Raw genomic sequence first — 20,195 nt, 5'->3', positions numbered from 1 at the left:
CCCGGCCCTCTCCGAATCCACTGACTGCTGCCGCTGCGCGGCAGCCCCGCGCCTGCGGCGCGCGTTCGTGGTTCTAATTAGGTTTCGACTGAGCGAGCTTCTACGGCGCCCAATGCATCAGTCCGTGTCCGAATGGTGGACCTGACTCCGGCCACGCGCGTCTGAATTGCAGACTTAACCCCGGCACTCGGGAAATAACCCTTGCTCCGGCGCGTAAAAGAAGTGAAGTCTTGCGTGCAGATGCTTCTTGATTAACATGATCTTGTGACGTAGGATCGTAAACGCATATGGGTACAAAACTAATTACATTTACTAATTAATGCGTCGAGGATGAAATCAAGTGGGCGATACCGAAACTAACGAAATGACCGCCGGCTTAGTCGGTTTGGCTGCTGCACTGAATAACGCTGTTCCTATCGTAGTCATACTTGGACAAGAGGCAGGGTGGTCGGACCTGAATGTCGACCCAGTGTTGAAGTTGGCCTTGGAAAAAACAGGGCAAAAAAAATTGGGGTGGACAAGTCTGATAGGGCGCGAATCGCTCGATCCTAACTTCTACCAATGGCTTGCCGAACGTTTTGCGAGACGGGTTCCTTCAGAGTCGCTTACAACTTTAGCCGACATACCTGCTAGCGCAATCTTTACTTCGTCGATTGATCCGGGACTGCCGAATTTGTTCAGCACAAATGGCCGTGAGCCAGAACCCGTCCTGCTTGGTTCTCCAATGCCATCAGAACTGAGGAGTCTACGGCGTCCTCCGCTGTTTTATTTATTCGGGCGTGCAGGTGCAGGGACTCAAGAGCTTGATCCACCAATGAGTCGTCAAGCCCTTTCCCAACGCCGCTTGCAACACTCGTCATCAATGTTACTTGCGGTTAGAGAAAGCGCGACGGCGCTGGGCTTAATAGTAATTGATGGATTTGGGCCAAACGGCGACTGGCTTCGTTCTGAAGATTTGCTTGCCGCAATATCGCATGCGCCAAAAGGGGGGGTGGTTTGGTTCGGAGCTGATCCCCTTCTCACCGAAGACGAAAATGATTCGTTTCAGAGTTTGAAGGACAGTGGCATTGTAGTACGTGAAAAACGTTCGCTGAGTGAGGCATATGCCATTCTTCGTGCTATGGGGGAGATATCTCAACCTGAAAAATGGGATGAGCCAGAAATAATTAGTCTCCAGGGGGACACGACTTTTGTAGTTCCTCCGCGGCTGCGATTGATTACTGAAGCTACGGCATCAATAGTCGATAATTCTTGGACAGGTTTTTTGCCGCCCTTTAGTTCACCTTTGGATGCTGCAGCATTTCAGAGTTTTCATGGAGCGGGAATAGGGGCTCGGGCGCTTGTCGAAGGAATTCGACGCGGCTACGTATTTCGTAGGGATTTCGAAGATGATTTAGAATCGAAAGTTGAGAGGGCACTCGCACGGCATCATGAGCAATCCGGTGCCGTAATTTTGCATGGTCAATCTGGGGTTGGTAAAACTATTGCTATTGGCAGGCTTGCGATTTTTGGCCGTGTAAAAGCAAGGGCTGCGGTTTTGATTGCCACTGGAAACCGAATTCCGCAACCTGCGGAGGTTTCTCCGTTCTTGGAAGAGGTCGGGCGGCACGCAAGCGTCACGCTTTTGCTTGTAGATGCAAACGGGCCGGTACAACGATACGACGAATTGCTTTCCGCATTGCGTAGCGGTGGCCATAAAGTTGTTGTAGTTGGCACCTGTTATAGCTTGGGCAATGATAACGGCCGGTTTGTAGCAGCTCCTGCTTCTTTGAGCACTTCTGAGCAAGATAAGTTGACAGAACTATCAAATCGGTATCAAAGGGGGCAAAGTAAGTTTGACTCTAAAACCGACCATGCCTTAGCAAAGTTCTACTGGAGTTTGCCCGAAAGCCGAGGGGGTATGGCGGATGGATTGAGTCGGGAAGCGCGATATGTAGAGACCGCTCTTCGTTTAAAGGAAGTCAAACCACGGCCGAAATCGGGAGTAGGAGCATTAGCTGTAGCGTTAGTAGCTGCGGGATATGGGGAGTCGTATGACCGTTTTTTTGCCTCAGACATAACTGAGCATAATCTGGAACTGGACTCTCCTGCGGCAAAAGTTATTGATTACGTGATGGCGGTTTCTCGTCTCCATAAAGCCGTACCAATCAACCTTTTACTTCGGACCATATTTTCGGGAGGAAAAGATACTGCTTCAGTTGATGTTGAAACCTTGCGTGATTTGTTTGACGGCGAGGATCTCTTCCGATGGCAACGGGGCGGTAAGGACCAAAGTGAATTACTCTTGTGTTCACGATTGCAAATTGAAGCAGAGCTAGTATGTAATCGCCGGTTGGCGACACCTAGTGCGGAAGCACAACGAATCATCGAACTTATCGCTAACGCATACCGTGCCGGGACGGACAACAGTGAAGAGGCTCATTTCGCAACCGATATTGTGTATGCGCTCGGGCCAGACGGGCCAGCACGGGACAGGTATCGCGATTCTTATCTAGAAATTGCGAGATGTTTGACAATGCTGCGGCAGAAGCACGGTGTGCTCAATGCTAGACTAATGCTGCAAGAATCTACGCTTCGACGCTCCTATATTAGATCCCACGAAATTAGCCCAGAGGAAAAGGTGGGTGTCTTGGCAGAGGCGACTATGGCTGTAAATGCGGCACTTGCAGCAATCGATCTCTCTGGTGAAATGCGACTATATGCTGCAAAACGGACTCGAGAATATCTTTTAACTGAGCGCGCAGCAACATATGGTTTTCTTGCGACGGACAGTGCGCAAAGAGGGGAGAATTCGGATTTGGTATGGTCCAGTTATGTAGCTGCACGAGATGCCGCGCGGCTAGCAACAGGCCGCGCATTTGGATATCAACCATTAGATATTTCTCTTTGGGTCCCGATTCGAGTGCTAAGAGAATCTTCTCAGATTGGTGAGCTTCAGCGTGCTGAGCTGCAAGCAGATATACGTGCAACCCTTGATATTGTTGACCCGACTACGCTTGCACCTGATCAGGCAATATTGTTCAATAAGCAACGTATTGCGGCAGCCGAAGCGTTAAAAGATACCGAATTAAGTGATACAGCATTTGCGGCGCTTGAGGCAGCCGGTTCTGCGGTAGGATATTATCTTCGTGCCAGAATGATTGCACCTACAAGACCTGAGTTTGGTGAGATAGCATCGGAGGCCGATGTTGTCGCTGCATCGAAGACTTCTGATTATATGACTCAAAATCTTCCTAAGATTATTCAGGACTCTCGGTGTCTTCAACTTCTAATTTCAATGGAGTGGATCAAGGCTACGGGGCGTTGGATTTTTAGGGGCTTTAGGCAGCCGTTGCCATTCGATTCCGCCGCCCGTGAAAAACTGCGATCACTTGTAGCGGAGCTTAAGGTTTGTGATGCCGAGAAATTTTCGCCCCAGTATCGATACATTGATGCAGTGTTGCAATGGTTGACAGGGGATGAAGAGTCTGCGATTAAATCTTGGCGTGCTCTTGGACGCGATACGGAATACTTAGAAGCTCGCCGCGTTGCCAATCGAAATATTATTACTGATGTTGCAGGGAAACCTATTATTTTCTCAGGTCTCGTTGTGAAGTCTATTGGCCCAGGACGTTGGTCTGTTCGGGTTGATGGTCTTAATCGAGTTGTAGATCTTCAAGAAAGCGATTTTGACTCGGACATTGCACTTGGTCGGACGGCTCGAAATTTTGCAATTAGTTTCAATTACCGTGGCCCCATTGCCGATGCTTTCTATTTACGGGGGCATTAATGGCTGATTTTGAAGATGTTCGTAGAGAACTAGAGAATTTATCCATTTTTATGAGTAAGGATTTAGGTGGACGTAATGTGATTGAAATAATAACTGTTCCCTTGCCGGAAGGTATTAAAGATGAGTTATATTTTCAGAAATTGGTAGCTTGGTGTTACGTGGCTTTCGTTGAAGTTTTTCCCATACCTTTAAAGCAGTTGGCAAATTTAATTCGGGCGAATGACGGGGCAGGTCATCGGCTTCTAGTCGAAACGAAGGACGTGGTGCAAGCCCTTCGAACCCTCCGGAGTCACAATCTTGCAAAGAAGTCTGTAAGTAACCAGCGGCAAATTGCGTTAGCTGAGGCATGGTTTGTAAGTAATGGTGGATTACCTCTGTCTTGGGAGGCGTGTTGTACTTCGCTCGCCGGTCGAGTGTTGGAAGTATTTCGACTTTTGGGAGTGACCTGGAAAGATGCTGTGGCGAGCGAAGATGATCGTGCCATTTTTCTCGAAAATCTACTCTTGGCAATTGATGGGGATTGGCCTGCTCATGCTTTCGACGCAGCTGTTGCCGAAGCAGCGACTTCTATCGGACTTGTGGATTTTGACGTTGTAGCATATCGCCTGACTCGTATCGAGAACTGGAGAAAGCTTGCAGCGTTATTCTGTGATCGTGAGGTAGCTATGCAAGCGATCACACGAGCAATCACTCAGGAACTAAAGACAATTTTTGGATCAGATTAGTAGGATAATTTATTAATTTCGCGATTTATATCAGTGAGCCGTTATTCAAATTTAAAATGGAAAGTAGATTTAGATCCGTGATTGGCGACTGGATAAATGCAATGGAAGAAAACGCTTGCCTAGGGGGAGTCAGTATCCCTTCGGGCACTTCGCGGGGAGATTCGAAGGCCGCTCCTTCGGATGAGCCCCTCGAAGGGTATGGGGGCAGGTCTGCCATTCGGACACGGACTGAAGCATCGGCAACGGTAGAGTTTTACTCAGTTGAGAGCTTGATTAAAATCACGAACGCACGCCCTCGGCGTGCGAAACGGCCCGCGCCCGGACCCGCGCAGCGCGGGCAGCAGTTGGTCGATTCGAAGAGGATAGGGCCGCTAGGTCCGACCGTTCGAATCCCTAGTTGGCTATGAATTCACGCCGAAAAAGACCTAAAGGCTTCTACGGCACCCAAAGCCTTAATCTGTGTCCAAATGGCGGACCTGACCTCGCGCCGCTGTAATTCAGATAATCTTATAGCCATCCCCATTTTAGACGATCATAAATAACAGCTAATTTCTTGAAATGACTAGCATAGTTTGATATGTCGGGATCAACTTTATCCTCATGCAAAATCAAAAACTCCTTAAGTTCCTCGATATCAATTTTTTCTTCTGGTAAGAATGGAATAACAGCCGCCGCATTCTCTGGTGTGCAACTAGCTATAATCTCTTGAATACTTTGATGCCGCTTTCCACGAGCAATACCGGCATAAGTCTTCAATCTTAACTTGGCCAAGTCAAGATCAACCCATTTCTCAAGTTCATACCCACTAACATCATATTGCTCACGAGTGTGAATTTTCATTGCATGTAGATACTTAAAAACAGGGACGTATGAAGTATATCGTCCAACCCTTTTTACCACAGAATTAACGATTCCATCTGGATCATAATTTTTATCATCATACAGTAAATCATGGATTAGATCTGGCACTTCAATAGTGTCATACCCTACAGCACCAATCTCGCCACCTGCTAATGCTTTAACGCCAACGCCGACTACAAATTCTAAATTATCTTTATCCTGAACCGAATCAATATCGATCACGGCAAGTTTTGTCTCAGGATTTGATGAATTCACAAGCTCAAACATTTGCTCTTTGCAGTAACGAAGAATTCTGGCCGGTATTTTTCGCTTGGTTGCGGCAAGTGCGCGATAGATTTCCGAATAGTCGTTGGTTTTTACCAAAATGAGAGGAATTTGGATTCCATCAATAGTTAAGTATGTGTCTGATACACTGGGTTGTTCAGATTCAGAAAGACGCTGAACAAATATCAGGTTTTGCCGAAGTTTCTCAATGTTGTCTTTCCCGATACACATTGAAATGGATCTAAGCAAACTGGCTATATTTTCATCCGATATTGAGTAGCCGAGAAAAACAATAGGATGTTCGACAAATATTGTAATTAACTTGGCTGCCAGATAAGGATTTTTATTATTGAAATCAAAATAGTCTTCTGAGGTCAAAATCAAAGATCCTGGTTTGGTTGAGCAACCATGGATCTTATATATCTCACCAACTTCTTGGGGGTTTGAAAATAGCAATTCGTTTTGACCAATATACTTCTTATAATCAGGGAAAAGTTGCTCCAAGAATGGATCCCAATTTGTCGTTATTATTCCATCAACATTTAATCCGGAAAGCAAAGCAATCTCATTTTGATAAGGCGAGTCTTTGGAATTTTTTGCTCCCAAAGTAGAAAGGTATCGACAAATTTCAATGCGCAATGCCGAGGTGGAATCGACTATTTTCCCTGAATTTGCTGCCACGCTTTCTGCGTATTCTGAAGCACTCCACCAGTATGTATTGAAATCTTGGGCAATGATTTTTGCTGCCATAGGGTAAGAGCCGTCAGATGATGACAAGTAAAATTCGAATGGTTTCCCCATTACACAAAATCTTGACAGCAAGCCTTTCCAGTCTTCCAGTGCTAAGTAGCGTCGCGAAAAACCCGAGCCAACAAACAAGAAAGGGCCAGCACCCTTTCTCTTAAATGTTTCAGTTAGCCTCTGTTCAATATTCATATTGAATCCTCAATTTTTTTATCAGGTGATTATAATAATTTTGCGATTGATTGCTACAAGTCCGCATTTTGATGAGTAAGTAGCAATTTTCTTAAGCGTTATTTTCACAGTTTAAATAGTTACTTGGATGACTGCATCTCGCCTAATTTTAATTACTTGACCACAAGTCGTGTTGACTCCGGTTAGAGGGGGGGCTTGCATAGCATGTCGTTTCTACAGTCCTGTAAATAAGTCTTTAACTGAGATCCCAAATGCCACCGCTAGTACCTCAATGTCATCTAAAGACAGGTTCGACGTTCCGCACTCAATCCGGCTTATGTAACTGCGAGCGAACGCGCACGCATCCGCAGTCCTCTTTCGAGACCGCTGCGTCGCGGCGTAGTTGGTGCACCCGTTCGCCCAATGACTTCCTCAGCTTTTCCACGCCGTTACTGACGAGCAATGTATACTAAATTACCACGCTCTAATCATGACATTTCTTTTCCATTTTAGTTCAACAAAGAAAGTCATCATGAAAAAACATCGCCTTGGTCCTGATTCTCGTGTCCAAAGCCATCTTGGCGGGCCAGTCCTGCGACGCACGGATGCCAAGGGCATGTCCGGCATTCGTACACGCTCTCAGCTTTAAGGGCACCTCGTTACACAGAACTCCCGCCCCATCAATGCGTCGCGCTGGTCCGCCACTACGCGGGCGCGCCGGCCACGTTGGCCTGGAAGCAGGGGGAGGCAGTGCTGGGAAATCGCTTGCTGCGCAAAGGCACGGCCATTGCCACGTTTATCAACGGCAAGTATGCGAATCATCAGCAAGGCAATCACGCGGCCCTGTATATGGGACAGACTCTGGACGGGATCATTGTCATGGATCAGTGGTCGGGCAAGCGCCTGGGCATCGTGACTTCGCGTACCTTGCGTTCCAAAGGCCAGTACAAGAATGGCTTGCATATCGATCCCAGCAACAATGCCGATGCTTTTTTCGTCATCGAATAGGGGAGTATCCATGCAACCTAAACGTTTGTTGACCGGCGTCGCCTGCTGCCTTTTCCCGGTGCTCGCGCAGGCAGCCATGACTGCCTCATATGCTTGCCCGGAGAGCGTGCCTGCGGCATCGATCAGCCTGAATGCCGTACCGGCTGGCTGGACGCCGTATATCGGCAGTCCGCTCTACCTGAGTGCTGCAGCGCCGATCGATGGCGCACCGGAGCGCAGGGGGCAACTGGTGCCCAGCGGGGAGCGCAAAAAGAAAGGGCAAACGACGCTCAGCTACCGTCTGGAAGGCCGCTATCCAGATGGCAAGTGGGTGCAATGCAGCTATGGTGTGCATGGTGAAGTAACGCTGTCGAGGCGAATGGACGACAGTGTCAGCCTGTGCGAATTTACCTACAGAAAAGGCAGCAAGGCCGGGCAGAACGAGATCGATATCGATTGCCGGTAAGTGAGTTGGTATCAGCGCTATTGCTGGCGGGATCGCAGGCCGCAAAGCCCGATGCGCCTGCGGCTGTGCATGTCGGCTTACGCGTTCCGCTAAGCCGACCTACGAAATTGTCGCCTGCCCGCAAAGCAGACGCAAAAAAACCCGCCGAAGCGGGTTTTTTTTCACTCTACAGCCAAACCAAAAACTCAGAACTGGTTCATGGTGTTGTCTTTGCCAGCTGCCTTCAGTGCTGCTTCGCCGCTGAAGTAATCCTTGTGATCGTCGCCGATGTCCGAGCCGGACATGTTTTGATGTTTCACGCAGGCGATGCCCTGGCGGATTTCCTTGCGCTGCACGCCGGCCACGTAGCCCAGCATGCCCTGGTCGCCGAAGTATTCCTTGGCCAGGTTGTCGGTCGACAAGGCGGCCGTGTGGTAGGTCGGCAGGGTGATCAGGTGATGGAAGATACCGGCTTCGCGGGCCGAGTCGGCCTGGAAGGTGCGGATTTTCTCGTCGGCCGTGATCGCCAATTCCGTCTGGTCGTATTCCACGCTCATCAGCTGGGTGCGTTCGTAGGCGGATACGTCCTTGCCGTCGGCCTTCATGATGTCATACACCTGCTGGCGGAAGTTCAGGGTCCAGTTGAACGATGGGCTGTTGTTGTACACCAGCTTGGCGTTCGGGATGACCTTGCGGATTTCGCTGACCATGCCGCCGATTTGCGCGATATGTGGTTTTTCCGTTTCGATCCACAGCAGGTCGGCGCCGTTTTGCAGCGAGGTGATGCAGTCGAGCACGCAACGCTCTTCGCCGGAACCGGCGCGGAACTGGAACAGGTTGCTCGGCAGGCGTTTTGGACGCAGCAGCTTGCCTTCGCGCTTGATGATAACGTCGCCATTGCCCAGCGCATCGGCCGACACTTCTTCGCAGTCGAGGAAGGCGTTGTATTGGTCGCCCAGGTCGCCTGGTTCATTGGTGACGGCGATCTGCTTGGTCAGGCCGGCGCCCAGCGAATCGGTGCGGGCGACGATGATGCCGTCGTCCACGCCCAGTTCCAGGAAAGCGTAGCGGATGGCGCGGATCTTGGCCAGGAAGTCTTCATGTGGCACCGTGACTTTACCATCCTGGTGGCCGCATTGTTTCTCGTCGGACACCTGGTTTTCGATCTGGATGCAGCAGGCGCCCGCTTCGATGAACTGTTTTGCCAGCAAATAGGTCGCTTCGGCATTGCCGAAACCGGCGTCGATGTCGGCGATGATGGGCACGACGTGGGTCACGTGGCCGTCGATCTTGGCCTGGATCGCTTGCTTCTCAGCACCTTGGGCCGCGTCCAGCTGGCGGAACAGGCCGCCCAGTTCGCGGGCATCGGCCTGGCGCAGGAAGGTGTACAGCTCGCGGATCAGGCTGGTGACGGCGGTTTTTTCATGCATCGACTGGTCTGGCAGCGGGCCGAACTCGGAGCGCAGGGCGGCGACCATCCAGCCGGACAGGTAGAGGTAGCGGCGATCGGTGCTGTTGAAGTGCTTCTTGATCGAGATCATCTTCTGTTGACCGATGAAACCGTGCCAGCAGCCGAGCGACTGGGTGTACTTGGATGGGTCCGCATCGTAGGCAGCCATGTCGTTGCGCATGATCTTGGCCGTGTAGCGGGCAATGTCCAGGCCGGTCTTGAACTTGTTCTGGGCGCGCATGCGGGCGGCGGACTCGGGATTGATGGCGTTCCAGGCGCTGCCTTGTTGCTCTTTCAAACCAGCAACAGCTTTGATGTCGTCTTGATATTGGGACATGTGAATCTCCTAAAAAGAAAAGCTATGTTTGAGAAAATCGCCGAGTGCGCCACAACGTCTTGTCGAAGCAAACTGCATGACTAAATAGTAGGCCGATTCGCGCCGATGTTCAAGTCTTATATAAGACATATAACTTAAATTTAATCGTTGTTTTTCAACGGCTTAATTATAATTTTTCAGGATGTGAAATGAATTTTCAAAAAGTGAGAGCATTTATTGTTGAGCCTGCTGTTTGAAATTTCGCGATGTGAAACGCCTTTTCAGAATTTGGTGCAGCGCGACAAATCGGGGCAAAAAAAACCACCCGAAGGTGGCGCAGAAGCAATTTTGTTTTAATATCATGTTCCGATTGTGAAAGGTAAAGTCAGCAATGCAGATGAACGGTATGGATTTACCCGTCGAGTATGTTGCTTTTGCAGCAAGGTATCGGGAGGCGGAAGGATTCTGTAATTTGAGACTGAAGGAAGAGCTCGATTCTTTCGGTAACGTCTTGCAGACGGAATTGGCTCACATCTATATGGATGTCGTCGAATTGAGTGCCCAGACAGCGAAGCTTGGCGTGTGTTTCGTAGGTGATGGCTGCTATGGGGAGCCTGGAAGTGTCAGTGCTGAGCCGGGAGCCATGCCGGACATTATTGATTTTACAGAAATCATCTGTTTCGGCATGGCCGGTGACGGCAGTCCATTCTGTTTCGACTACAGGGGTGCCCGCAGCGCTCCCTCTGTCATCTTGTGGGACGATGACTACTGGCGAAAGATTGCAAACTCCTTTGAAGACTTCCTGTTGCTATTTTCTAGATAGCTTACCGGGGCAGTTACCGCAGCGCACGAGGCAAGCCCGTGCGCTGCGTGTATCTAGCGTCCTACAGTCTGCCGCTGATCCTTGATGAACAGCGCCGTCAGCATGCCCACCACGCACACGCCGATCACGTAGTAAGCGGGGCCCAGCACGTTGTTTTTCAGCATCAGGGTCACGACCACGGGCGTCAGGCCGCCGAATATCGCGTACGACAAGTTGTAGGAAAACGACAGTCCCGAGAAGCGCACCTGGGCCGGGAACGCTTGCACCAGCACATAGGGCACGGCGCCGACGACGCCGACGAACAGGCCCGTCATCGCGTACAGGGGCAGCAGCAGGTCGGGGCGGCTGCCGACGGTGGTGTAGAAGATATACGTGGAAATGGCCAGCAGCACGGAGCCGACGAAGATCACGCGCTTGCCGCCCAGGCGGTCGGCCAGCATGCCGGCGATGATGCAGCCGAAGGCCAGGCACAGGGTCGCCACGGTATTGGCCACCAGGGTGGTGCGCGGGGCGATGTGGTGGATCTTTTGCAGCAGGGCCGGCGTCATCAAAATGACGACGACGATGCCGGCCGACAGCATCCAGGTCAGCAACATCGACACGGCGACGGCGCCGCGGTGGCTGCGCAGCACGGATTTCAGCGGCATTTCCGTGGACAGTGCCTTGCGCTGCTGCATTTCCGCAAAGACGGGGGTTTCATGCAGCCAGCGGCGCAAATACATCGCGCCGAAGCCAAAGATGCCACCCAGCAAGAACGGATAGCGCCAGGCGCCTTCGGTGATTTCTTGCGGTGTGTAGACGGTATTCAAACCCGTCGCCACGAGCGAACCGAGCAGGATGCCCACCGTCAGGCCGGCCGTCAGCACGCCGCAGGCAAAGCCCGTGAAACGGCTGGGCACGTGTTCGGAGACAAACACCCAGGCACCCGGCACTTCGCCGCCCACGGCCGCGCCCTGGAAGACGCGCATCAAGAGCAAGAGCAGCGGGGCGGCCAGGCCGATGGTGGCATAGGTGGGCAGCAGGCCGATCAGCAGGGTCGGCACGGCCATCATCAGGATGGAGAGGGTGAACATGCGCTTGCGGCCCAGCAAGTCGCCGAAGTGGGCCATGACGATGCCGCCCAGCGGACGCACCACGTAGCCGGCGGCGAAGATGCCGAAGGTTTGCAGCAGACGCAGCCATTCCGGCATTTCCGGTGGGAAGAACAGCTGGCCGATGGCGTTGGCGAAGAAGACGAAGATGATGAAATCGTAGAATTCCAGCGCGCCGCCCAAGGCGGCCAGCGACAGGGTCTTATAGTCTTGTTTGGTGAGGGGACGGCTTGCGGCGTTGATTGCGGCGGTGTTGGAAGTAGGCATGTGTCTCGTTCTTGTGTGTTATCGGAGATTGCCAGACCTAGCATACGCATTTCCGCCGTGCGAGTAAACGCGTGGGGATGGGCAGTCGCCTCAGCTGTGCTTAATACAACGCCGCTATCATCAGCGTTGACTTCATTGGAAAGGACACAGTATGCACATCATGATCGTGGGCGCCAGCCGGGGCCTGGGACGCGCGCTGGTGGACGGTTTGCTCGCTGACGGGCATGCCGTCATCGGCGTATCGCGCCAGCAACCCGCCGACTTGCCTGCCGGCCAGGGTACACAGCTGCAATGGATTGCGGCGGACCTGGCCGCACCTGCCGAGGCTGTCGAACGCATCGCGCGTGATGCGCCGGCCGCGCTGGACGCGGTGATCTACAATCTGGGCGTATGGGAAGAAAAGGCCTTCAGCGATGACTACGCTTTCCTCGGTGATGCAGACGACGCCATCGTCGACATGGTCAATACCAACATCACGGCGACCATTTTGCTGCTCAAGCGCTTGGTGCCCCGCTTGCTGGCCAGCAGCAAGCCGCAGCTGATACTCACGGGCTCCACTTCCGGCCTGCGCCAGAGCGGTCGCCCGGAAGTGACGTTCAGCGCCTCGAAATTTGCCCTGAACGGCATCGCCGATGCCTTGCGTGAAGGTTTCCGCGCGCAGGGGCTGGCCGTGACGGCGCTGCAGCTGGGCTATCTGAATACCTACGACGACTTGTCGGTCCCGCTGGCGGATGCGGCGGCGCGGGGCGAGGGCGAGCTGATCCCCGTGCATGACGTCGTCGCCGTCGTGCGTATGCTGCTGAGCCTATCGCATGCCTCGTTCGTGCGCGAACTGGTGCTGCCGGCGCTGCGCGACGAGCGTTTCTGACTGTTACGCGTCCGCGCCGTAGACCTCCGACCAGCCGAGACGCTCTTCCAGCCACTCATCCGCTTCGGAGGAATCCATCTGCAGCAGCAGGGCGCCCAGGCGCAAGTTGCCCTTGGCCAGGGCCAGCACGGCGAACACGGATTCCAGCATGACGGGATCGAACTGGCTCTGCAGGTCGCGCGCGGCGATGGCGGGCAGTTGCGCCCAGGCTGCCTGGTAGCTGCCGGCCAGCCACGCCGGCAGCGGCGGATTGTGCTTGCGGTGGCGCTCCAGCTCGATCAGGGCGATGAGCGCATAAAAATCTTCCTCGCGCGCGTCAGCGCCGCCCAGCAGGTGGACGAGCTGGGGTACGGCCGCATATGAAGCCACGCCCACGTCGCCCTGGTGGTGCAGCTCTTCCCACAGTTCATGCCATACGTCTTCGCCCGCCTGCATGGCCTTGAGCGCCTCTGCCACGTCGTAGGGCATGCGGTAGCCGCCTTCCAGGGTAGGCCAGATGGGATCGTCGAGTGATAACAGCATGGGTTTCCTTGATTGGGCAGCTCGCGCGAGCAAACGCCCACTATACAAGCACTCGGCGCACGCAGCGCGCGTAGCCGTCAAACTCGCGGGCGTTCTGATAGCTGACGCCCGTGTCAAAATCCTTGCACCACACTTCGTCCTCGATGTCGCCCAGCTCGCTGGACCAGTGCCAGTTGGGCCGGAACTCTTCTTTCAATGTCGCATACAGCAAGGTCTGCTCGCGCCGATCCGGCAAGCTGTGGCCCAGGCTGGCGGCCCAGTTTGATGCGGCTTGCCAGGTATGGCTCTCCAGCTCGCACTTGTCCGGCTGCAGCACCAGGTGGTAATCGGGCGCGCCATCCCTGCCGAGAATCAGGCCGGCATAGCGTTCGCCCTGTTGCAGGGGAACGGGCGCGGCGGCCGATGGCGGCAGCGCGACCCGGCGCACGGCGCAGGCACGGCCCGAGTAGGTTTTGCGAAAGTTGTACTGGGTGCCGCTGTCGAAATCGTGGTTCCACGCCATGCGGGGCAGGATGGCGTCCTCTTCCGGCGACCAGTACCAGGCATCCGGGAAGGCGTGGCCCAGGTTGGCGTGCAGCAAGGCCAGTTCGCTGCGCGTCGGCAGGCAGGCGCCGCGCGCCGTTGCCCAGGCTAGAGCTGCCTGCCAGGGCAGGGCGTCGGCTTCGCCGGGTAGCAGGAACAACTGGTAACTGGGCGCGCCATTGTGGCCAGGCATGATGCCCGCGTAGCGCTCGCCGGCGATGGCGCCCAGCACGCCGGGGCAATGATCGAGCCAGCCGTCGTCTTCTTCCTGTGCAATAAACGCCGCGATCAGCGCCCGATGCGCCGTCGGCGCGGCGGCCAGCAGAGTGTTGAAGCAGGTGATGGTCGAGGACTTGGGCGTGCCCTCGCCGTTGGCGATGCCGACGAGAAAGTCACCGGCCCAGTCGGGCAGGGTGGCGATCAAACGCGGCAGTTCCTGCAGCAGGGCCGTGCAATACGCCGTTTCACCGAAGCGCCAGGCGGCGCGGTTGGCCGTCTGGTAGGCGCCGTAATCGTGCTCGGCTTGCACGGACTGAACAATGGCCAGCGCGTATTGCGCGCCTTCCGTGCCCGTCAGCGCATCGAGCATGGCGCAGTAGCGCTGGAAGCGCCGCTGGGCTTCATCGGGCGGCGTGGCGCTGTCGTCATCCTGAACGATGTTGCCCACAATTAAAAGTTCGGTTTTCCAGAGTTCAAAGGCGGTTGGCATGGCTGTGGCTGGCGAGAGTGGCGGCGGACGTGATTATGCCCGGCTCATTGGTGTTTCAGCGCGACGATTGAACATGCTAGAGTCCGCCGTTGCCGCCACCCCGGCGCGGCCTTGCCTGGATTGTTGACCGATGCCCACATGGACTTCCCCGCCACAACTTGTCGCCCTTGCCGCCTTTTATGCGCAGGCGCAAGCCCATCCTGAAGCGGTCAGTGATGCTGTCTTCCTGGAAAACGTGAAAAATGCCCACTGGCCCACCAACTGCTGGAGTTATGCGGAAGCGTCGTTCGCTATCATCGCGCCCGCCTGCCTGCTGCGTCCGCATCTGACCGCCGAGCTGATCGCCTTGCCCATCGATGCCATGATCGCGGGCGGCCTGGAAGATGCGGGGCAAGTCATCGCAATCGGCCTGGACTGCGCTACGCGCATCGCGCCGTATGTGGAACCGAGCGAGGAAGGCAGGCGCTGGCTGACGCAGGTGTGGCCGGGCTTGGGCGAGATGGCGGGGGCGGTGTTCCGGGCCAGGCTGCAATTGGCGCTGGCCGATGACGATGATGATGAATAAGCGATCAACAAGCGCTGACGCTTGACACTGAAAGTTTGTTTACATTAGGGTATACGTAACTACTTACATATATCCTGCTAAACATGTCTTCCAACCTGCAAACCTACGGCTCCCTGATGCTGGGCAGCCGACTGCGCCGTCTTTCCGATCAACTGTATGCGGGTGTCGATACCAGCTATCTGGCGGCCGGCGTCGAGCTGAGCTCGCGCTGTTTCCCCTTGTTATTGCTGCTGCGCGACAACGGCCCCACGGCGATCACGGCCCTAGCCGCGCAAATCGGCCAGACGCACCCGGTGGTGGTGCAGCTGGGGCGCAAGCTGCTCGATGCCGGTGTGGTGACGGAAATGCCGGACGCCAAGGATGAGCGGCGCCGCCTGCTGGCGCTGTCCGACGCCGGGCAAGCCTTGCTGCGCAATATGGCACCCCTGTGGGACGATGTGCGCGCCGCCGTCGATGTGGTATTCGAGCAAGGCACGCCGCATCTGATGGCCAGCCTGGATCGGGCGGAGGCGCGCTTGCAGTCGCAAGGCTTTGGCGAAACCATCGCCGCTTGCCGGCGCCAGCGCGAGCGGGCGGCCGTGGAGATCATCGATTACGCGGCGCCCTACGCGGCGGATTTCAAGCGCTTGAATATCGAATGGCTGGAACGCTATTTCTATGTCGAGGCGCTCGACGACAAAGTGCTGTCCGATCCGCAGCGCTCGATAGTTGACGATGGCGGGCAGATCTTCCTCGCGCGCCTCGATGGAAAAATCGTCGGCACCTGCGCCCTGATCCGCGCTGGCGATGCCAGCATCGAGCTGTCGAAGATGGCTGTCACGCCAGCATGCCAGGGCCTGGGCATCGCGCGCCGCCTGATCGAGCGGGCCATCGATGCTTTCGAAACCAGCGGCGCGCAACTGCTGTTCCTGGAGTCGAACAGCAAGCTGGCGCCCGCCATCCGCCTGTATGAAAGCAGCGGCTTTCAGCACGTGGCGCGGCCCGCCGGCGACGCGCATTACCAGCGCGCCGACGTCTACATGGAGTGGCAGGGCCGGTAGCACACGCCGGGGCGCCACGCGGCGCTCCCCATCGGCCGTCTCACGCGTTACAATACGCGCACCCAATAACGGAACCACGGTTCCACTATCGAGAGACGCCGACGCCGCATGCCTTCCTTTCCGATGCCCTTCCCGCAGATGATCGTTCCACCCGAGCCCACCCAGGCGCGCAGCAAACAAGCATTCGAGCGCCTGCTGCTGGTAGGCGAGCAGTTGCTGGCGGAAAACCGTTTCGATGAAATTGGCGTGGCCGACCTGGCCAGGCTGGCGGAAACCTCGGTGGGCACGTTTTACCGTTTATTGGGCGACAAGGACACCCTGAGCCGCTTGCTGCTGCAGCGTTTTTTTTCCGACATGGTGGAAAAGGTCGAGACCCTGACGGAGCTGCGCCAGTGGGAAACGCGCAGCCTGGAAGAGTTTATCCGCGCCATGGTGGCCATGTTTGTTGCTGTCAACACGGGCCGGCGCGGCGTGTTGCGCGCCTTGATCACGCGCGCGTCGCAGGATGCGCAATTTCGCGACAGGGTGCATCAGATCAATCATCTGATCTCGCAGCGCACGGTCGCCGTGCTGGCCAGCAAGTCGGCCAGCATCCGTCACCCCAACCCCACCCAGGCGATGATGGTGGTGCCGCCCGTGCTGCTGGGCATCTTGAACCAGCATACCTTGACGGGTTCGCTGTCCTTTTTGTCGGGCGCGGCACTCGAAGATGAACTCGTGCGTGTTGCTTTAAATTACCTGACTTGAGATATTTATCGAATTAACTTGAAATCGGAATTCGGATTCCGTATTATGTTTTCCAACAGCAGGAAAACATATTCCTGCACCTGAACACAAAGCATGTTCAACAGCAAGGAGACAGAATGCGGCGTCACACGACATCCGATGTTACATTGCATCACCTCGACCTCGATCTCGGCACAGAGACAGGGCAGGGCGATCCCGTGTTTCTGCTGCACGGCCTCGGTTCCTGCGCCGAAGACTGGCGCCCGCAGATCGATGCACTCGGTAGCAGCTATCGCCTGATCGTGCCCGACCTGCGCGGCCATGGCGCCAGCCCTGCGCCAAACGGTGACTGGCAGATCGGCGACTTCGCCAACGACCTCTTCAACTTGATGGACCAGCTCGACGTGCCGCGCGCGCACATCGTCGGCTTTTCCCTGGGCGGCATGGTGGGCCTGGAAATGGCCAACCGCGCTCCCGACAGGGTGGCCAGCTTGTGCCTGATCAACTCCCAGCCGTTCCAGGGCAGCAAGCCGGCGGCGCTGCTGTTTGCCTACTGGCTGCGCCGCACGGTGATCGCTACCTTCGGCCTGAAAGCCATGGGCAAGATCATCGGCAAGAAACTGTTTCCTGATCCGTCCCAGCAAGCCCTCGTCGAGCGCTTCGCCACGCAGATGGCGGGCATGGACAAGCGCGCCTACCTGGCCGCGCTGGACGCCATTTTCCACTGGGATATTGATCTGCATTTCCAGGCCCTGGCCATGCCCGTCTTCATCATGGCGGCCGACCAGGATTACACGCCCGTCGCCAGCAAGCGGGCCTTTGCCGCACAGTTTCAGCAGTGCGAGATCGAGATTATCGCGAACTCGCGCCACGCCACGCCCCTGGACCAGGCGCAGCGTGTGAATACCTTGTTGCAGTCCTTCCTCGCCACACATTCAAAATAAACAGGCCACTCGCCGCACGGGCAGGGGCCGGGAAACAGTCATCGCAGGGCAGGTGCTCGCATTGCGCGCGCGGGTACCGTTACGTCTTGCGATTCTGGAATCCGGTCATCTTCCCTGGTGGCAAGCAAGCCTGACATTGGAGACGCTATGAAACTTGCTTTGAAATTAATGCCCGCCGCCCTCGCCGTTGCCGGTGCCTTCAGCTTTTCTACACAGGCCCTGGCGCAGGAGGCCGCCACGTCTGCCGCCGCCAGCGCCCAGAGCGCCAGCGAGGCCAGCGATGCGAAAGAACGCATGGAAACCGTGACGGTCTCTGCCCGCCGCCGCGAAGAGCGGCTGCAGGACGTGCCGCTGGCCGTCACGGCGTTTTCCGCCAAGGCCCTGGAACGGGCGAATATCCAGAACCTGGCCGACTTGCAGGAGCGCGTGCCGAACCTGACCGTGTACGCTTCGCGCGGCACGAATACCACCCTGACGGCCTTTATTCGCGGCGTGGGCCAGGCCGACCCCGTCTGGGGCGTGGACCCGGGCGTGGGCATTTATTTTGACGACGTCTACATGGCCCGTCCGCAAGGCGCGCTGCTCGACGTGTTCGACGTGCAGCGCATCGAAGTGCTGCGCGGCCCGCAAGGTACCTTGTACGGCAAGAACACCATCGGTGGCGCCATCAAGTATATTTCGCGCCCCCTGGCGAAGGAAAACGGCGCCTCGGCGGAAGTGGGCCTCGGCAATTACAATCAGCGCAACTTCAAGGCCGCCTTCAATCTGGCCAACGAGAGCGGCACCTGGCGCGCGCGCCTGGCCGCTGCCAAGCTGGACCGCGACGGCTTCGGTCGCAACACCTTCAATGGCGAACAGGTCAGCGACCAGGACAGTACGGCAGCGCGCCTGTCCGTCGGTTACTTTCCGCAGGACATACCCCTCACCGTCGTGCTGAGCCTGGACGCCACGGACGACAAATCGGGCGTGCGCGGCTTCCAGCGCATGGGCGTGAGCGCCTTCGACCCGCTCAGGCGGCCCGCCAGCACCAGCGCCTACGATATCCAGAGCGGCATGCCGGGCCACAACTTCACGCACAACCGGGGCGGCTCGCTGGTGGCCAACTACACCTTGTCGAACGAATGGTCCGTGAAAGTGATCGGTGCCAAGCGGCGCAGCACATCCGAGCAAACCATCGACTTCGACGGCTTGCCGCAGCCCATCGCTGACGTGTTCGGCGACTCGCGCGACGAGCAGAAGAGCCTGGAATTGCAGGCCTCGTACAGTGGCGACTACGGCGCCGGCGTGATCGGCCTGTACCGCTTCGAGGGCACGGCGGGCGGCGGCATCTACAACAACTTCCTGGGGCGCCAGTTCACGGCCGCCGTCAGCACGGTGGAGACGGACAGCACGGCGCTGTATACGGACTGGACCTGGCCGCTGGGCAAGGTCTGGAGCATCAATGCGGGCTTGCGCCACACGCGCGAGGAAAAGCGCGCCATCGTGCTCAACCGCGCTTTTGCCGACGTGGGTTTTACGCGGCCCATACAGACGGCGGCCGACTTCGACAAGTCCTTGTCGGTCAGCAATACCTCGCCGAAAATCTCCGTGCGCTATGAAGCGTCGAAGACGACGAATTTCTACAGCAACCTGTCGCGCGGTTTCAAATCGGGCGGCTACAACGTGCGCGCCAACAACCTGGTGGTGCCCGATTCCGCGCGCCCTTACAAGGATGAAAAACTCGACGCGCTGGAAGTGGGCATGAAGTACGCGGCGCCGGACGATACGTTTGACGCCAACGTGGCCCTGTTTTACAACCGCTACAAGGATATCCAGTTGTCGGTGTTTACCAGCTATGTACAGCCGGGCGGCGTGCCGGGCTTCTATGGCGACTTCACGAACGCGGGCAAGGCGACGGTGAAAGGCGCCGAGTTCGAATTCTCGTGGCGGCCGAACCGCCAGTGGGAAGTGAACGGTTTTCTCGCCCTGCTGAACGCCAGCTATGACGAGTTCATGAGTGGCGGCAAGAACATTGCGGATACGCAAAAGTTCAGCAACACGCCGCGCCGGCAAGTGGGCTTGAATCTGACGCGCACGGACCGCGACGTCTTCGGCGGCGCGCTGCGAAGCATGGTCGGTTATGGCTACCGCAGCAAGGTGTATCCGACTACGGACTTGAGCGAAACCCTGGCGCAGGGTGGCTACAGCATCTGGACGGCTGGTGTCGTGTGGGAAGCGCCGAAGAACTGGACCTTCAGTCTGCACGGCAGCAACCTGGGCAACAAACGCTACCGCACGGATGGCTACAACATTCCCGCCGTGTTCATCCTCGACGGTTTCTACGGTCCGCCGCGCCAGATCATCGCCAAGGCAGGCTACAAATTTTAAAGTTCTTCACCGCCGGGGC

General features: G+C 56.1%; 15 protein-coding genes and 1 pseudogene. 11 read left to right on the top strand and 5 right to left on the bottom strand.

The annotated features are described in order from the left end of the window. The first annotated feature begins 340 nt into the window (after positions 1 to 340). A complete protein-coding gene (locus C8C89_RS26035) occupies positions 341 to 3,769 on the top strand; it encodes a hypothetical protein (protein WP_133993984.1) in 3,429 nt (1,142 codons plus the stop codon). Beyond that, positions 3,769 to 4,494: a hypothetical protein gene (locus tag C8C89_RS26030; protein ID WP_133993982.1), complete on the top strand. Its 726-nt coding sequence runs from the start codon at positions 3,769 to 3,771 to the stop codon at positions 4,492 to 4,494. Before C8C89_RS26035 ends, C8C89_RS26030 begins: the two co-directional genes overlap by 1 nt. A 507-nt stretch (positions 4,495 to 5,001) precedes the next feature. On the opposite strand, the gene C8C89_RS26025 is transcribed toward C8C89_RS26030, so the two are convergent. Beyond that, the gene (locus tag C8C89_RS26025) at positions 5,002 to 6,555 is read right to left on the bottom strand and encodes an SIR2 family protein (protein WP_133993981.1); all 1,554 of its coding nucleotides are present in this window, start codon (positions 6,553 to 6,555) and stop codon (positions 5,002 to 5,004) included. A 669-nt stretch (positions 6,556 to 7,224) separates the two neighbouring features. On the opposite strand from C8C89_RS26025, the pseudogene C8C89_RS26015 reads away from it, so the two are divergent. Both C8C89_RS26015 and C8C89_RS26010 read left to right on the top strand, forming a co-directional pair. Next, a pseudogene (locus C8C89_RS26015) lies at positions 7,225 to 7,542 on the top strand (BPSL0067 family protein); the annotation flags it as partial. Positions 7,543 to 7,552: 10 nt separating this feature from the next. Beyond that, positions 7,553 to 7,987, top strand: a complete 435-nt coding sequence (locus C8C89_RS26010) for an STY0301 family protein (RefSeq protein WP_133993977.1) — start codon at positions 7,553 to 7,555, stop codon at positions 7,985 to 7,987. Between the two features lie 185 nt (positions 7,988 to 8,172). On the opposite strand, the gene C8C89_RS26005 is transcribed toward C8C89_RS26010, so the two are convergent. Beyond that, a complete protein-coding gene (locus C8C89_RS26005; protein ID WP_101484104.1) occupies positions 8,173 to 9,753 on the bottom strand; it encodes an isocitrate lyase in 1,581 nt (526 codons plus the stop codon). Positions 9,754 to 10,129: 376 nt separating this feature from the next. Here C8C89_RS26005 and C8C89_RS26000 point away from each other — a divergent pair, with 376 nt between their 5' ends. Next, entirely contained in the window at positions 10,130 to 10,555 is a 426-nt protein-coding gene (locus tag C8C89_RS26000) for an SMI1/KNR4 family protein (RefSeq protein ID WP_166674918.1), read from the top strand. A gap of 53 nt (positions 10,556 to 10,608) precedes the next feature. Here the strand turns inward: C8C89_RS26000 and C8C89_RS25995 are convergent, their stop codons facing one another. Continuing rightward, positions 10,609 to 11,913: an MFS transporter gene (locus tag C8C89_RS25995; protein WP_101484106.1), complete on the bottom strand. Its 1,305-nt coding sequence runs from the start codon at positions 11,911 to 11,913 to the stop codon at positions 10,609 to 10,611. 151 nt (positions 11,914 to 12,064) lie between these two features. Between C8C89_RS25995 and C8C89_RS25990 the strand changes: the two genes are divergently transcribed. Beyond that, on the top strand, positions 12,065 to 12,781 hold the full coding sequence (locus tag C8C89_RS25990) for an SDR family oxidoreductase (RefSeq protein ID WP_101484107.1): 717 nt from the start codon (positions 12,065 to 12,067) through the stop codon (positions 12,779 to 12,781). A 3-nt stretch (positions 12,782 to 12,784) separates the two neighbouring features. On the opposite strand, the gene C8C89_RS25985 is transcribed toward C8C89_RS25990, so the two are convergent. Both C8C89_RS25985 and C8C89_RS25980 read right to left on the bottom strand, forming a co-directional pair. Continuing rightward, positions 12,785 to 13,303, bottom strand: a complete 519-nt coding sequence (locus C8C89_RS25985) for a hypothetical protein (RefSeq protein ID WP_133993973.1) — start codon at positions 13,301 to 13,303, stop codon at positions 12,785 to 12,787. A gap of 40 nt (positions 13,304 to 13,343) precedes the next feature. Beyond that, positions 13,344 to 14,534: a DUF1566 domain-containing protein gene (locus tag C8C89_RS25980; RefSeq protein WP_133993971.1), complete on the bottom strand. Its 1,191-nt coding sequence runs from the start codon at positions 14,532 to 14,534 to the stop codon at positions 13,344 to 13,346. Positions 14,535 to 14,664: 130 nt separating this feature from the next. On the opposite strand from C8C89_RS25980, the gene C8C89_RS25975 reads away from it, so the two are divergent. From C8C89_RS25975 to C8C89_RS25955, 5 genes are all read left to right on the top strand, one after another. Then, positions 14,665 to 15,099, top strand: a complete 435-nt coding sequence (locus C8C89_RS25975) for a hypothetical protein (protein ID WP_133993969.1) — start codon at positions 14,665 to 14,667, stop codon at positions 15,097 to 15,099. A gap of 83 nt (positions 15,100 to 15,182) precedes the next feature. Further along, on the top strand, positions 15,183 to 16,139 hold the full coding sequence (locus tag C8C89_RS25970) for a bifunctional helix-turn-helix transcriptional regulator/GNAT family N-acetyltransferase (protein ID WP_133993967.1): 957 nt from the start codon (positions 15,183 to 15,185) through the stop codon (positions 16,137 to 16,139). A gap of 108 nt (positions 16,140 to 16,247) precedes the next feature. Further along, a complete protein-coding gene (locus C8C89_RS25965) occupies positions 16,248 to 16,886 on the top strand; it encodes a TetR/AcrR family transcriptional regulator (RefSeq protein WP_208327819.1) in 639 nt (212 codons plus the stop codon). A 116-nt stretch (positions 16,887 to 17,002) separates the two neighbouring features. Further along, positions 17,003 to 17,809, top strand: coding sequence for an alpha/beta hydrolase (locus C8C89_RS25960; protein ID WP_101484112.1), 807 nt, complete (start codon positions 17,003 to 17,005; stop codon positions 17,807 to 17,809). Between the two features lie 147 nt (positions 17,810 to 17,956). Beyond that, entirely contained in the window at positions 17,957 to 20,176 is a 2,220-nt protein-coding gene (locus C8C89_RS25955; RefSeq protein WP_208327818.1) for a TonB-dependent receptor, read from the top strand. Positions 20,177 to 20,195 lie beyond the last annotated feature (19 nt).

The sequence above is a fragment of the Janthinobacterium sp. 75 genome (assembly GCF_004365495.1).
Lineage (GTDB): Bacteria > Pseudomonadota > Gammaproteobacteria > Burkholderiales > Burkholderiaceae_D > Janthinobacterium.
Note: the sequence above shows the minus strand (reverse complement) of the source record. Positions and strands in the feature narration are given on the sequence as shown.

Bases quoted from the DNA above. Each gene is read 5' to 3' on its own strand.
- C8C89_RS26000 (WP_166674918.1), top strand. From the start codon at position 10,130: ATGAACGGTATGGATTTACCCGTCGAGTATGTTGCTTTTGCAGCAAGG.
- C8C89_RS25980 (WP_133993971.1), bottom strand. From the start codon at position 14,534: ATGCCAACCGCCTTTGAACTCTGGAAAACCGAACTTTTAATTGTGGGC.
- C8C89_RS25975 (WP_133993969.1), top strand. From the start codon at position 14,665: ATGCCCACATGGACTTCCCCGCCACAACTTGTCGCCCTTGCCGCCTTT.
- C8C89_RS26030 (WP_133993982.1), top strand. From the start codon at position 3,769: ATGGCTGATTTTGAAGATGTTCGTAGAGAACTAGAGAATTTATCCATT.
- C8C89_RS26010 (WP_133993977.1), top strand. From the start codon at position 7,553: ATGCAACCTAAACGTTTGTTGACCGGCGTCGCCTGCTGCCTTTTCCCG.
- C8C89_RS26025 (WP_133993981.1), bottom strand. From the start codon at position 6,555: ATGAATATTGAACAGAGGCTAACTGAAACATTTAAGAGAAAGGGTGCT.
- C8C89_RS25960 (WP_101484112.1), top strand. From the start codon at position 17,003: ATGCGGCGTCACACGACATCCGATGTTACATTGCATCACCTCGACCTC.
- C8C89_RS25970 (WP_133993967.1), top strand. From the start codon at position 15,183: ATGTCTTCCAACCTGCAAACCTACGGCTCCCTGATGCTGGGCAGCCGA.
- C8C89_RS25955 (WP_208327818.1), top strand. From the start codon at position 17,957: ATGAAACTTGCTTTGAAATTAATGCCCGCCGCCCTCGCCGTTGCCGGT.
- C8C89_RS25990 (WP_101484107.1), top strand. From the start codon at position 12,065: ATGCACATCATGATCGTGGGCGCCAGCCGGGGCCTGGGACGCGCGCTG.
- C8C89_RS25995 (WP_101484106.1), bottom strand. From the start codon at position 11,913: ATGCCTACTTCCAACACCGCCGCAATCAACGCCGCAAGCCGTCCCCTC.
- C8C89_RS25985 (WP_133993973.1), bottom strand. From the start codon at position 13,303: ATGCTGTTATCACTCGACGATCCCATCTGGCCTACCCTGGAAGGCGGC.
- C8C89_RS25965 (WP_208327819.1), top strand. From the start codon at position 16,248: ATGCCTTCCTTTCCGATGCCCTTCCCGCAGATGATCGTTCCACCCGAG.
- C8C89_RS26005 (WP_101484104.1), bottom strand. From the start codon at position 9,753: ATGTCCCAATATCAAGACGACATCAAAGCTGTTGCTGGTTTGAAAGAG.